Source organism: Streptomyces sp. Ru62 (assembly GCF_002920615.1).
In the GTDB taxonomy this organism is placed as follows: domain Bacteria; phylum Actinomycetota; class Actinomycetes; order Streptomycetales; family Streptomycetaceae; genus Streptomyces.
Map to the genome: position 1 here is coordinate 260383 of NZ_PQSU01000002.1, position 12616 is coordinate 272998.

The 12616-nt window shown below is 73.0% G+C and carries 9 protein-coding genes and 1 pseudogene; 5 read left to right on the forward strand and 5 right to left on the reverse strand.

Annotated features, from left to right (window positions below):
- Position 1 precedes the first annotated feature (1 nt).
- The 4 genes and pseudogenes from C3492_RS03610 to C3492_RS46790 all read left to right on the forward strand — a co-directional run.
- Positions 2-3730, forward strand: a complete 3729-nt coding sequence (locus C3492_RS03610) for an ABC transporter ATP-binding protein (protein ID WP_103810241.1) — start codon at positions 2-4, stop codon at positions 3728-3730.
- A 111-nt stretch (positions 3731-3841) separates the two neighbouring features.
- The gene (locus C3492_RS03615; RefSeq protein WP_103810242.1) at positions 3842-4246 is read left to right on the forward strand and encodes a hypothetical protein; all 405 of its coding nucleotides are present in this window, start codon (positions 3842-3844) and stop codon (positions 4244-4246) included.
- Between the two features lie 123 nt (positions 4247-4369).
- Positions 4370-5785: a S28 family serine protease gene (locus C3492_RS03620; protein WP_103810243.1), complete on the forward strand. Its 1416-nt coding sequence runs from the start codon at positions 4370-4372 to the stop codon at positions 5783-5785.
- Between the two features lie 132 nt (positions 5786-5917).
- Positions 5918-6283 (forward strand): annotated as a pseudogene (locus C3492_RS46790) (hypothetical protein); the annotation flags it as partial.
- 122 nt (positions 6284-6405) lie between these two features.
- Here C3492_RS46790 and C3492_RS44445 read toward each other — a convergent pair.
- The 3 genes from C3492_RS44445 to C3492_RS03640 form a co-directional block, all read right to left on the reverse strand.
- Positions 6406-6858, reverse strand: coding sequence for a hypothetical protein (locus C3492_RS44445; protein ID WP_181140180.1), 453 nt, complete (start codon positions 6856-6858; stop codon positions 6406-6408).
- A 231-nt stretch (positions 6859-7089) separates the two neighbouring features.
- Positions 7090-7407, reverse strand: coding sequence for a CU044_2847 family protein (locus tag C3492_RS03635; protein WP_103810244.1), 318 nt, complete (start codon positions 7405-7407; stop codon positions 7090-7092).
- 151 nt (positions 7408-7558) lie between these two features.
- The gene (locus C3492_RS03640; protein ID WP_103810245.1) at positions 7559-9448 is read right to left on the reverse strand and encodes a glycoside hydrolase family 3 protein; all 1890 of its coding nucleotides are present in this window, start codon (positions 9446-9448) and stop codon (positions 7559-7561) included.
- Between the two features lie 198 nt (positions 9449-9646).
- On the opposite strand from C3492_RS03640, the gene C3492_RS03645 reads away from it, so the two are divergent.
- Positions 9647-10243 carry an alpha/beta hydrolase gene (locus C3492_RS03645; RefSeq protein WP_103810246.1) on the forward strand — a complete coding sequence of 199 codons (597 nt, stop codon included), beginning with the start codon at positions 9647-9649 and terminating at the stop codon, positions 10241-10243.
- On the opposite strand, the gene C3492_RS03650 is transcribed toward C3492_RS03645, so the two are convergent.
- Both C3492_RS03650 and C3492_RS03655 read right to left on the reverse strand, forming a co-directional pair.
- Positions 10218-11459, reverse strand: coding sequence for an MFS transporter (locus C3492_RS03650; protein ID WP_103810247.1), 1242 nt, complete (start codon positions 11457-11459; stop codon positions 10218-10220). The genes C3492_RS03645 and C3492_RS03650 overlap by 26 nt on opposite strands.
- A 226-nt stretch (positions 11460-11685) precedes the next feature.
- The gene (locus tag C3492_RS03655) at positions 11686-12564 is read right to left on the reverse strand and encodes an alpha/beta fold hydrolase (protein ID WP_103810248.1); all 879 of its coding nucleotides are present in this window, start codon (positions 12562-12564) and stop codon (positions 11686-11688) included.
- Between the last annotated feature and the right edge of the window lie 52 nt (positions 12565-12616).

Below are 12616 nucleotides of genomic sequence, written 5' to 3' on the forward strand. Positions count from 1 at the left end.
CGTGGCAGCGCAACGGGGATGGGCACGACGTCTGGCGGGGTACGCCTGGCGGTATCCGAAGGACGTCGTCCTCGCCCTCGGCTCCTCGCTCGCCGGCATGGCCGTCCTGGCCGTCGTCCCGCTGATCACCAAGGTGATCATCGACGACGTGATCGGCGGCCACACCCGCGCCATGGCCCCCTGGGCCGGCGCCCTGATAGGCGCCGCCGTCCTGGTCTACGCCCTCACCTACATCCGCCGCTTCTACGGCGGCCGGCTCGCCCTCGACGTCCAGTACGACCTGCGGACCGAGATGTACGGCACGATCACCCGGCTGGACGGCCGCCGCCAGGACGAGCTGTCCACCGGGCAGGTCGTCGGCCGTGCCACCAGCGACCTCCAGCTGATCCAGGGCCTGCTCTTCATGCTCCCGATGACCATCGGGAACCTCCTCCTCTTCCTGCTCTCCCTGGTGATCATGGCGTGGCTGTCGCTGCCGCTGACCCTGGTCGCCCTGGCCGTCGCGCCCGCCCTCGGCTGGATCGCCAAGCGCAGCCGCAGCAGGCTGCACCCGGCCACCTGGTACGCGCAGGCCCAGGCCGCCGCCGTGGCCGGTGTGGTGGACGGCGCGGTGAGCGGCGTCCGCGTGGTGAAGGGGTTCGGGCAGGAGGACCAGGAGACGAACAAGCTGCGCGAGGTCGGCCGCCGGCTCTTCGCGGGGCGCCTGCGCACGATCCGCCTGAACAGCAAGTTCACCCCGGCCCTCCAGGCCGTGCCCGCACTCGGCCAGGTCGCGATGCTGGCCCTCGGCGGCTGGCTCGCCGTACGCGGGCACATCACGCTGGGCACCTTCGTGGCCTTCTCCACCTACCTGGCCCAGCTCGTCGGCCCGGTCCGCATGCTCGCGATGGTCCTCACCGTCGGCCAGCAGGCCCGCGCCGGCACCGAGCGCGTCCTGGAGCTGATCGACACCGAGCCGACCCTCAAGGACGGCACCAAGACCCTCCCCGCCGACGCACCCGCGACCGTCGAGTTCGACGACGTGTCCTTCGGCTACGACCGCGAGCGTCCCGTGCTGGACGGGCTGAGCTTCGAGATCCGGCCCGGCGAGACCCTCGCCGTCGTCGGCTCCTCCGGCTCCGGCAAGTCCACCCTCTCCCTGCTCCTGCCGCGCTTCTACGACGTCACCCACGGCGCCGTCCTGATCGGTGGCCACGACGTCCGCGAACTGACCCTGGAGTCACTGCGGGCCGCGATCGGACTGGTCCCGGAGGATTCGTTCCTCTTCTCCGACACCGTCCGCGACAACATCGCCTACGGCCGCCCGGACGCCACCGACGAGGAGATCGAGGCCGCCGCCCGCGCCGCCCAGGCGGACGGCTTCATCAGGGAGCTGCCCCACGGCTACGAGACCAAGGTCGGCGAGCAGGGCCTGACCCTCTCCGGCGGCCAGCGCCAGCGCATCGCCCTCGCCCGCGCCCTGCTCACCGACCCGCGCCTGCTGGTCCTGGACGACGCCACCTCGGCCGTGGACGCCCGCGTCGAGCACGAGATCCACGATGCGCTGAAGCACGTGATGGAGGGCCGTACGACCCTGCTCATCGCCCACCGCCGCTCCACCCTCAACCTCGCCGACCGCATCGCCGTGCTCGACGGCGGCCGGCTCGCCGACGTCGGCACGCACGAGGAGCTCCAGGAGCGCTCGGCCCTCTACCGCCGTCTGCTCACCGACCCGGACGAGCTCGGCGGGGTCTCCCCGGGCCGCGCCCTGCCGGCCGAGCCCCGCGAGGACACCTCCGTCCGCGACGAGCTGGAGGCGGAGTTCGACGCGGAGCGGGGCGTCACCCCCCGGCTGTGGACCGGCGACCGCGAGCCCAAGAACGCCGAGGACAGGGCGTTGGCCGGCAGCCCGGCCACCCCGGAGCTGCTCGCCCAGGTCGAGGCGCTGCCCCCGGCCACCGACACCCCGGACATCGACGAGGCCCGCGCCGTCCTGCCCGAGGACTCCTACGGCCTGCGCCGCCTGCTGCGCGGCTTCCGCCTGCCGCTGCTCGTCAGCCTGCTGCTGGTCGCCGTCGACGCGGGCGCCGGCCTGCTGCTGCCGGTGCTGATCCGGCACGGCATCGACTCCGGCGTCACCAAGATGGCGATCGGCGCGGTCTGGTCGGCTGCGCTGCTGGGCCTGCTGACCGTGCTCGTCCAGTGGGCCGCGCAGATCGGCGAGACCCGGATGACCGGCCGTACCGGCGAACGCGTGCTGTACACGCTGCGGCTGAAGATCTTCGCCCAGCTCCAGCGGCTCGGCCTGGACTACTACGAGCGCGAGCTGACCGGCCGGATCATGACCCGGATGACGACGGACGTCGACGCGCTCTCCACCTTCCTGCAGACCGGCCTGGTCACGGCGTTCGTCTCGGTCGTCACCTTCTTCGGGATCATGGTCGCGCTGCTGGTGCTCGACCTCCAGCTCGCGCTCGTCGTCTTCGCCACCCTGCCCCCGCTGATCGTGGCCACCTTCTTCTTCCGCCGGGCGAGCGTGAAGGCGTACGAACTCGCCCGCGAGCGGGTGTCGACGGTGAACGCCGACCTCCAGGAGACCGTGGCCGGGCTGCGCATCGTGCAGGCCTTCCGGCGGGAGCGGGACGGCGGGCGGCGGTTCGCCGAGCGCAGCGACGCCTACCGCAGCGCCCGCATCCGCGGCCAGCGGCTGATATCCGTCTACTTCCCGTTCGTGCAGCTGCTGTCCTCGGTGGCCGCGGCGGCCGTGCTGATCGCGGGCGCGGGCCGGGTGGAGGCGGCCACGCTGACCACGGGCGCCCTGGTGGCGTACCTGCTCTACATCGACCTGTTCTTCGCGCCCGTCCAGCAGCTCTCCCAGGTCTTCGACGGCTACCAGCAGGCCACGGTCTCGCTGGGCCGCATCCAGGAGCTGCTGCGCGAGCCCACGTCCACGCGGACCGCCGACGAACCTCTCGACGTGCTCTCCCTGCGCGGTGACATCGCCTTCGAGGGCGTGCGCTTCGCGTACGGCGCCGAGGAGGAGGCGCTGTCCGGCATCGACCTGACGATCCCGGCCGGGCAGACGGTCGCGTTCGTCGGCGAGACGGGCGCGGGCAAGTCGACGCTGGTGAAGCTGGTGGCCCGGTTCTACGACCCGACCGCCGGGCGGGTCACGGTCGACGGCACGGATCTGCGCGCCCTCGACCTCACGTCGTACCGCCACCGGCTCGGGGTCGTCCCGCAGGAGGCGTACCTCTTCCCGGGCACCGTCCGCGACGCCATCGCCTACGGCCGTCCCGAGGCCACCGACGCCGAGGTGGAGGCGGCGGCCCGCGCGGTCGGCGCGCACGAGATGATCGCCACGCTGGAGGGCGGCTATCTGCACGAGGTCGCCGAGCGCGGCCGCAACCTCTCGGCGGGCCAGCGCCAGCTCATCGCCCTCGCCCGCGCGGAGCTGGTCGACCCGGACATCCTGCTCCTGGACGAGGCCACGGCGGCCCTGGACCTGGCCACCGAGGCGCAGGTCAACCAGGCCACCGACCGGCTGGCGGGCCGCCGTACGACCCTGGTGGTCGCCCACCGGCTGACCACCGCCGCCCGCGCGGACCGGGTGGTGGTGATGGACCACGGACGGGTCGCGGAGGACGGCACCCACGAGGAGCTGCTGGCCCGCGGCGGCCGGTACGCCGAGCTGTGGCGGACCTTCGTCGGCCAGTCCGAGCCGGAGGAGCCGGTCGGCGCCTCCCGCTGAGGTCTCCCGTGCCGGGTCGTCTCCCTGACGGTCGTGCAACCATCCGACACACCCGTGCGTCCGTACATCAGTACGGGCACGGGGTGTGTGACCGGGACGGGGAGGACGACAGTGGACAGTGGTGCGATACGCCGGCGGCCGCGCAGGCGACTGGTGCTCGCCGCGGCCGTGCTGGCCGCGTCCGGGGTGCTCGGGCTGACGGTGACGGGGACCGCGCGGGCCGAGTCGGCGAGCGGCTGCGCCGGGCGCGAGGTGCGCACGCTCCCGTTCCAGTCCGGAGTCACCCACGTCTACAAGCGCAACGGCTACGTCTGTGCCGTCACCGTCGCCAGACAGCCCGGGCCCACCCGGACCATGTCGGTCAGTGTGCAGGCCCGCGGCAACCGGCCGGTCGTCGACAAGGGCCGCTACAAGCACCACGCCGGTCCGGTGACCGTGCACGCCGGCCACCGCTGCGTGTGGATCAAGGGCTCGGTGGGCAAGTACTCGGTCAGCTCGGGCTGGATCCTGTGCTGAATGTCCTGCGCTGACCGCGGCCCGGCGTCCGGCCGGTGATGCGGAGCGCTCAATTCCCTCTGGTGGGACAGCAGTTGCTGGGATAGCTTCCGGCGCACATCTGTCTCACAGGGGAGAGTGCGCATGCGCAAGGCGCTCAGATGGCTGCTGGCGCTCACGGTGTTCATAGGAACCCTGAGCACGGCGGCCGGCGCGGCCACCGCCGCCGAGTCCGAGCCCACCGACATCAAGGACCGGCTCCTGTCGATACCCGGCATGAGCCTGATCCAGGAGAAGCCGTACCCCGGCTACCGCTACTTCGTCCTGAACTACACCCAGCCGGTCGACCACCGCCACCCCGACCGGGGCACCTTCCAGCAGCGCATCACCGTGCTGCACAAGGACACCAGCCGCCCCACGGTCTTCTACACCAGCGGCTACAACGTCTCCACGACGCCCTCGCGCCGCGAGCCCACCCAGATCGTGGACGGCAACCAGGTCTCCCTGGAATACCGCTTCTTCACCCCGTCCCGCCCGGCCCCGGCCGACTGGTCCACGCTCGACATCTGGCAGGCGGCGAGCGACCAGCACCGGGTGTACGAGGCCCTGAAGCCCCTGTACTCCGCCAACTGGCTGGCCACCGGCGGCTCCAAGGGCGGCATGACGGCCACGTACTACGAGCGCTTCTACCCCCGCGACATGGACGGCGTGGTGGCCTACGTCGCCCCCAACGACGTGGTGAACAAGGAGGACTCGGCGTACGACCGCTTCTTCGAGCGGGTCGGCACCAAGGAGTGCCGGGACCGGCTGAACGCCGTCCAGCGCGAGGCGCTGGTGCGGCGCGGGCCGCTGGAGAAGAAGTACGCCGCGTACGCCGCCGAGAACGGCTACACCTTCACCACCATCGGCAGCCTCGACAAGGCCTACGAGGCGGTCGTCCTCGACTACGTCTGGGGCTTCTGGCAGTACAGCCTGCTGAAGGACTGCGACACCGTCCCGGCGGACGCGGCCACCGCGACCGACGAGGAGATCTGGAACTCGGTCGACACGATCTCCGGCTTCTCCGCCTACACCGACCAGGGCCTGGAGACGTACACCCCGTACTACTACCAGGCGGGCACGCAGCTGGGCGCCCCGACGATCCACTTCCCGCACATCGAGCGGAAGTTGATCCGCTACGGCTACCAGCCCCCGCGCAACTTCGTGCCCCGCTCGATCCCGATGCGCTTCCAGCCGGACGCCATGCGGGACGTGGACACCTGGGTCCGCCACCACGCCGACCACATGCTCTTCGTCTACGGCCAGAACGACCCCTGGGGCTCGGAACGCTTCCGTCTCGGCGCGGGCGCCCGTGACGCGTACGTCTTCACGGCACCCGGGGCGAACCACGGCGCGAACGTGGCGGGCCTGATCCCGGACCAGAAGTCCCTGGCCACCGCCCGCATCCTGGACTGGGCGGGTGTCTCCCCGGCCGCCGTGGCCGAGGCGAAGCCGCTGGCCAGGTACGACGCGAGGCTGGACGCACGGGACACGGAGAGGGAGCCGGCGTTGCGGCCGTGACCTGTCGTCGAGGCGAACACCGACGGCGGGCCCGGGGTGGCCCGCCGTCAGTGCGACGGGCAGACGGGGCGGACCGATCGGCCCGGCAGGTACGCGTCCGGCTCGGGCAAGTCGTCGCTGATCCAGGCGGGGGTGCTGCCGGCGCTGGCGAAGGGGACGGTGGTGCCGGGCAACGACCGGTGGCTGCCGGTGCTGGCCCGGCCGAGGCAGGATCTGGCGGCCGAGGTCGAGCGGGCCGGGCTGCCGGTGCGGGGCGCGACGGGGTCGTGGCGGCGGCCCGGCGCAGACTCGCGGCCGAACCGGCCGCCGAGCGGGTCCTGCTGGTCGTCGACCAGTTCGAGGAGTTCCTCACCGAGTCCTCCGAGGACCGGCGACGGCACCGCGCGGCGTACGACGGCACCGCTCGGCTGTGGGACCCGGCCACCGGTGTGGGACGTCAGCACCGGCAGGACTCGTGTCACCCTCACCGGGCACGGCGGCGAGGTCAGCTCGGTGGCGTTCAGTCCAGACGGACACGCCCTCGCCACCGGCAGCGTCCTCCCGGCTCAGGTCGCGGTTGACGGCGCCGCAGATCTTCTGGACGGCCGCGGAGGGGCTGAGCAGCGGCCCGAGGAGCAGGGTCAGACGGTGCCCGCCCGCCAGGTTCGCCACCACCTGCCGTACGGCCTCGCCCCGCCCCTCGAACCAGGGCGCGTGCTCCGCCGTGAACGGTCCAGGCCCCGGTACGGGCAGACCTGCTGTGCCGTCAGCCGGGGCCGGATCTCGCGCAGGGCCTCGGTCGGGGTGGCGTAGGCGATGTTCTGTCCGCGAGCGAGCGCGTCGGGCGCCGTGATCTCGGTGAGCATGCCGATGACGAGGCCGGTCCGCAGATCGAGGACGGGCCCGCCGCTGAAGCCGGTGGTGAGGTCGTTGGCTTCGGTCAGCTGGAGGAGCCGGCCCCTGTTCGCGGTGGCCGTCAGCGGGTCGCCCGCCCGGCCGTAGCCGGAGTGCCCGGTCGGCGGTGCCTGCGCCGGGAAGCCGTACGACTGGACTTTGTGGCCCGCGCAGCCCTTCGCCGAGCCGAGCGGCAGCACTCTCGTGCCGGGGCGCGGCCTCCAGGCGTACGAAGGCGACGTCGTCGTGCTCGGGCGCCCGCCAGTCCTCGACGCGCCCCTCCAACCGTTCGGCAGACATGCGCGCAGGTGACGAGGACGTCCTCGGCGACCAGGAAACCCGCTCCGGCCACCCTCCCGTCCGGGGTGTGGAGCCGGGCCACCGCCATCGGGAGGACCAAGGGCAGCCCTTCGTCCGTTCCTCCGGCGGTGCTAGGCATGCGTGTCCTGCCAGGACATCGTCACCTGGAGGTGGCAGGTGGCCCGGCCCTTGGTGATCACCGCCCCGGCCTCGACCGCGAGGTCCACCCCGAACTCGACGGTGATCCCGTCGGGCCGGGCCTTGCGCAACTGCGCCAGGGCGGTCTGTGCCGCCTGGGTGATCGGTTCCAGCGCCTCCTGGAGAGTCCGGGGTGCCTCGTGCAGGAACTCCCCGGCGCGCCCGGCCTTCACCGGTCCCTCCAGGCCGGCCGGTGCCTCGACCAGGATGGAGCCCCCGCCCTCCAGCGGGATCCGGGTCAGGAGTGTCACGGCGCCTCCTCCGTCGCGCGGGGGCGTCGGTCCCCGGTCCAGCCAGGATCGGTCACACCTGACGTGCGCCGCAGCCGGGAGGGGGCCGTACGGAGGAGACGCCGGACGGCGGGCGGGTGCCCGCCAGGAGGTCGCGGCGGGCGGGTGCCCGCTAGTAGGTCAGCCCGTGACCGATCGGGTACAGCACCCGCGTGGGGTCGTCCGCCCGCTGCACCGGCACCGGCAGCTTCCCGCGCGGTCCGACCCGGCCCGCGATCACCCGTGCGGCGGCGCGCAGTTCGACGTCCGTCCAGCAGTACGTGGCCAGGCAGGCGCGGACGGAGGGGAGCTGCGCGATGTCGTACGGGTTGCGGACGGCCAGCGCGACCACCGGCGTGCCCGTGGCCAGCAGACGTTCCACCAGGGTGCGCTGGGTGCTGGACGCCGTCACGTTGTACGTGGCCACGATCACCGCGTCCGCGTCCCGCGCGGCGGTGACCGCCTGGTCGATGGCCGCCGCGGAGGGCGAGGTGCCGGTGGACAGGGCCGTGGCGGTGAAGCCCAGGTCGGTGAGGGCGGCGGCCAGCACGCCGGTGGGCGGGCCGGTGGTGCCGGACGGGGAGGCCGGGTCGGCGCCGACGACCAGCAGCCTGCGCCGCGTGCGGCGGTCGAGGGGCAGGGTGGCGTCCTCGTTGACCAGCAGGGTGGTGGTGCGTTCGGCGATGCGGTCGGCCGTGGCCAGATGGGCTTTGGTGCCCACCGTCCGGTCGACGTCCGCCCGGTCGGCCCACGGGCGGTCGAAGAGTCCGCGCCGGGCCTTCAGGCGCAGGATGCGCAGGATCGATTCGTCCAGGCGGGCCTCGGTCAGCTCGCCCTCCCGCACGGCCCTCAGCACCGCTTTCCAGGCCACGTCCAGCGACGGCGGGTTGAGCAACTGGTCCACGCCGGCCTTGAGCGCGAGCACCGGCACCCGGTCGTCGCCGTACTTGGTGCGCACACCCTGCATGCCGAGCGAGTCGGTGATCACGACCCCGTCGTAGCCGAGTTCCCCGCGCAGGATGCCGGTCAGGATCGGGCGGGAGAGGGTCGCCGGGTCGCCGGAGTCGTCCAGGGCCGGGAACTGGATGTGCGCGGTCATGATCGAGTCGATGCCCGCCCGGATCGCGGCCCGGAAGGGTACGGCGTCCAGCTCCTCCCACAGTTCACGGCTGTGGGTGATGACCGGGAAGCCGTAGTGGCTGTCGACGGCGGTGTCCCCGTGGCCCGGGAAGTGCTTGGCGGTGGCGGCGACCCCCGCCGCCTGATAGCCCTTCACCTCGGCGGCGACCAGCCCGGCCACGGCCTCCGGGTCGGCGCCGAAGGAGCGGACGCCGATGACCGGGTTGGCCGGGTTGACGTTCACGTCGGCGTCGGGGGAGTAGTCCTGGTTGACGCCCATCGCGCGCAGCTCGGCACCGGAGATCCGGCCCAGGGCGCGGGCGTCGGAGCGGGAGCCGCCCGCGCCGATCGCCATGGCGCCGGGGAAGAGGGTGGCGGGCTTGCCGATCCGGCACACCGCGCCGTGCTCCTGGTCGGTGGCGATGAGCACCGGCAGGCCGCGCGGCTGGTCCAGGGAGGCCCGCTGGATGCCGTTGGAGAGGTCGGCGATCTGGTGCGGGTCGCGGGTGTTGTGCGCCCAGGCGAAGTAGATGATGCCGCCGACCCGGTACTTGGCGATCAGCTCGGCGGCGGTGCGGACGCCGATCTCGTTGAGGTTGGCGTCGATGTCGGCCTGGTCGGGGGCGGTTGCGGAGTGGCCGTAGACCCGCATCACGAAGAGCTGGCCGACCTTCTCCTCCAGCGTCATGCGGGAGATCAGGGCGCGCAGCCGGCGGTCGTCGGGGGTGGCGGCGTGGGCGGTCGTCGGTACGGTCAGCGCGGCGGTGAGGCCCGCGGTCGCGGCGAGGACGGCGCGCCTGGACGGACGCGCGGTGTGTCTGCCCGCGCCGGCGGAGTTCTCCGTGCCTTCCGTGCCGGTGCCGCTTCCCGTGCCGGTGTCGCTACCCGTGCTGGTGTGGTGCACGTGCGCTCCTTCCAGAGGAGAACCGCTGAAGGAAACTTCCGAGGAGTCACCAATATCCGGGAAGTTTCTTTCCGTCAAGGGAATGCACAGTACCCACGAACGGCGGCCGACCGGGCATTCGCGGTGCGCGTCCGGACGTTCCCCGGCCTCCAAGGGGCTCGCTGGACCGGTGGGCGCCGGCCGTGGAGGATCACCGGTATGACCACACGCGCGTACCTGATCCTGCACGGCTGGCAGAACCACCGCCCGCCGGAGCACTGGCAGCACTGGCTCGCCGACCGGCTCACCGCACTCGGCCACCGGGTCGGCTATCCGCAGCTGCCCGACGCCGACGACCCCGACCTGGACGTCTGGCTCGGCGAACTCGCCCGCCACCTGGAGGAGTTGAACGACGTCCCCGGCGAGCGGGTCGTGGTGGCCCACAGTCTGTCCGCCGTGCTGTGGCTGCACGCCGCCGCCCGGGGCATGAAGCAGCAGCGGTACGCGGACCGGGTGCTGCTCGTCTCCCCGCCGTCCGGTCCCGTCCTCGCCGGGTACCCGGAGGTGGCCGCCTTCGCCCCGCCCGCGCTGGACTTCACCCTGCCCGGGCCGACGCGGCTGGTCGCGGGCGACGACGACCCGTACTGCCCCGGGGGCGCGGACACGGTCTTCGCCGAGCCGCTCGGCATCCCCGCCGACGTCCTGCCCGGCGCCGCCCACCTCGACCTGGACGCCGGGTACGGTCCCTGGCCGGCGGTCCTTGACTGGTGCCTCAGCGGCACCGCACCGCTCACGGTGCGTCCGGCACCGCGCTAGCCCCGTCCCGCAGTTCGGGTGTCGTCGTCGCGACCGCCGCCACCGCCAGCACGCACAGCAGACCGCCGCTGATCAGGGCGGTCGTGCCCGACGTCCAGCCGGCGAGCAGGCCGCCGCGCGCGTTGCCGAGGCTGGGACCCGCCTGGCCGACGATCTGCTCGGCCGCCGTGACCCGGCCGAGCAGCGCGTCCGGGGTGCGGGTCTGCACGATCGTGGAGCGGGAGACCACGGCCGTGGCGTCCGCCGCGCCGGCCAGCGCGAGCAGGACCAGGCCCAGCCAGGGGTTGCCGGCCAGGCCGAACAGCACCAGGGCCGCGCCCCAGGTGGCGGACGCGCACAGCATCACCGGGCCCGGCCGGGCGAGCCGGGTCAGCGGGCCGGACAGCGCGGTCGCGGCGACCCCGCCCACCGCCAGCGCCGACAGGAACAGGCCGAGGGTGCGCGGGTCGTCCCCGAACCGCTCGGCGTTCACCAGCGGGAACAGGCTCACCGGGAACGACAGCACGGTGGCGGCGAGGTCGGTGACCAGCGCGCCCCGCACCACCCGGTGCCCGGCCAGGAACCGCAGCCCGTCCAGCACCCCGTGCAGCCCGGCCCGCGACGGCTCGCCCTGCGGCGGCAGCGCCGGCAGCCCGCGGGCGCCGTAGAAGGCGAGGCCGAAGCTGAGGGCGTCCAGCAGATAGCAGACGCCGATGCCGAACCAGCCGAGCAGCAGCCCGGCCAGGGCGGGACCGAGCAGCATCATCGACTGACCGGTCACCTGCTGGAGCGCCAGCCCGGCGGCCACCTGCTCCTTGGGCAGCAGCCGCGGTACGAACACCCCGGCGGCCGGGGCGCCCAGCGCGCCGAAGCCCGACTGCACGGCGACGAGGAGCAGGACGACCGCCGGCGGCACGTGCCCGGTGAAGCCCTGCACGGCGAGCAGCAGCGAGCAGGCCGCCTGGCCCACGGTCGCCGCGAGGAAGACCCGGCGCCGGTCGGCCCGGTCCACCCACGCCCCGGCGAACAGCCCGAACACCACCAGCGGCAGTGCCTGGGCCAGCCCGACGGCGCCGGTCCACGCGGTGCTGCGGGTCTGGTCCCAGACCTGGTACATGACCGTCACCATGGTCATGAACCCGCCCAGCACGGACACGGTCCGGCCGATCAGCAGCCGCCGGAAGACAGGTGAGGTGCGCAGGGGGCGTACATCGATGAGCGAGCGGGTGAGGCTCATGAGCGGAAGTGGGCGCACGGCCCCGGTGGCTGGATCACCGGGGGAGGGTAACCGGCCGCCGACGCCCTGGCCAGCGAATTCGGCGCGGGCATCGGCTGTGACGCGGGTGGACCAGCGGGGGCCGGGGCCTGGGCCCCGGAGCACCGCGCACGTGACGCCGCTCGGCCGCTCGCCGGGCGACGACGCGAAGCGTCGACAGGCCCTCCAGGGCCGTGCGAGGTCGTGATCAGCGGGTGCCCGAGGGAGGTCGACGCACCGCGGCCTCACCCGGGCCCCGGTCAGGAAGGGTTTCGAGGAACTCGGCCAGGAGGGCGTTGAACCGGGCCGGCTGCTCCATGTTGGGGAAGTGTGCGGTGTTCTCCACCGACACCGCGCGGCCGTCGGGCACCGTGCGGACCAGACGCTCGGCCATCGCGATGTGATCGCTCACGTCGAGGGCGCCGATGATCGCCAGGACGGGAACGTCGATAAAGGCCGCGCGCCGCCAGGTCTGCGGAACCGGTACGCGATGGTCCGGTTCGCCGGCCCTGTGCTTGGAGATCGTCCGGGACGCCATCGCGCGCAGGCGGCTCACGACGTCCGCATCGACTTCGCCGGGCGAGCGGTGCGGGCCCGCAGCGAAGCGCACGTGCCCGTCGAGCCAGCCCTCGATGTCGCCGGCCGCCAGTGCACCGTTCTGCTCCCCGAGGACCTCCAGGCTCCAGGGATCCTCGAAGTACGGTTCGCTGGTCCCCACGCCGCTGACGACCACGGCGCGCACCAGTTCGGGATGTTCGAGCGCGGTGTCGACCGCGGTGCCCCCGCCCATCGAGACCCCGACGAGCACCGCGGGCCCGGCATCGAGACGGCGCAGCAGCGCTGCCAGATCGTCGGCCGGACGGAACGGCCGGGTCGCGTTCGAGGAGGCGCCGTGTCCGCGGGCGTCCGGTGCGATGACCCGGTAGTGCGGGGCGAACGCCGTTGTCTGGTCGTCCCACATGCTGTGATCGAAGAACCCGGCATGGAGCAGCACCAGCGGCTGCCCCGTGCCGGTGTCGCGATAGGCGAGGGAGCCGTCGGAGGTCGCGAACGAACGCGTCCCGGAGTGCTCGGCGAAGGCAGCCATGACAACCAAGGTGTCATCATTGTCGAGGATTGGCAACCGAGGTGTCATTCTT

Bases quoted from the DNA above. Each gene is read 5' to 3' on its own strand.
- C3492_RS03655 (WP_103810248.1), bottom strand. From the start codon at position 12,564: ATGGCTGCCTTCGCCGAGCACTCCGGGACGCGTTCGTTCGCGACCTCC.
- C3492_RS03650 (WP_103810247.1), bottom strand. From the start codon at position 11,459: ATGAGCCTCACCCGCTCGCTCATCGATGTACGCCCCCTGCGCACCTCA.
- C3492_RS03620 (WP_103810243.1), top strand. From the start codon at position 4,370: ATGCGCAAGGCGCTCAGATGGCTGCTGGCGCTCACGGTGTTCATAGGA.
- C3492_RS03645 (WP_103810246.1), top strand. From the start codon at position 9,647: ATGACCACACGCGCGTACCTGATCCTGCACGGCTGGCAGAACCACCGC.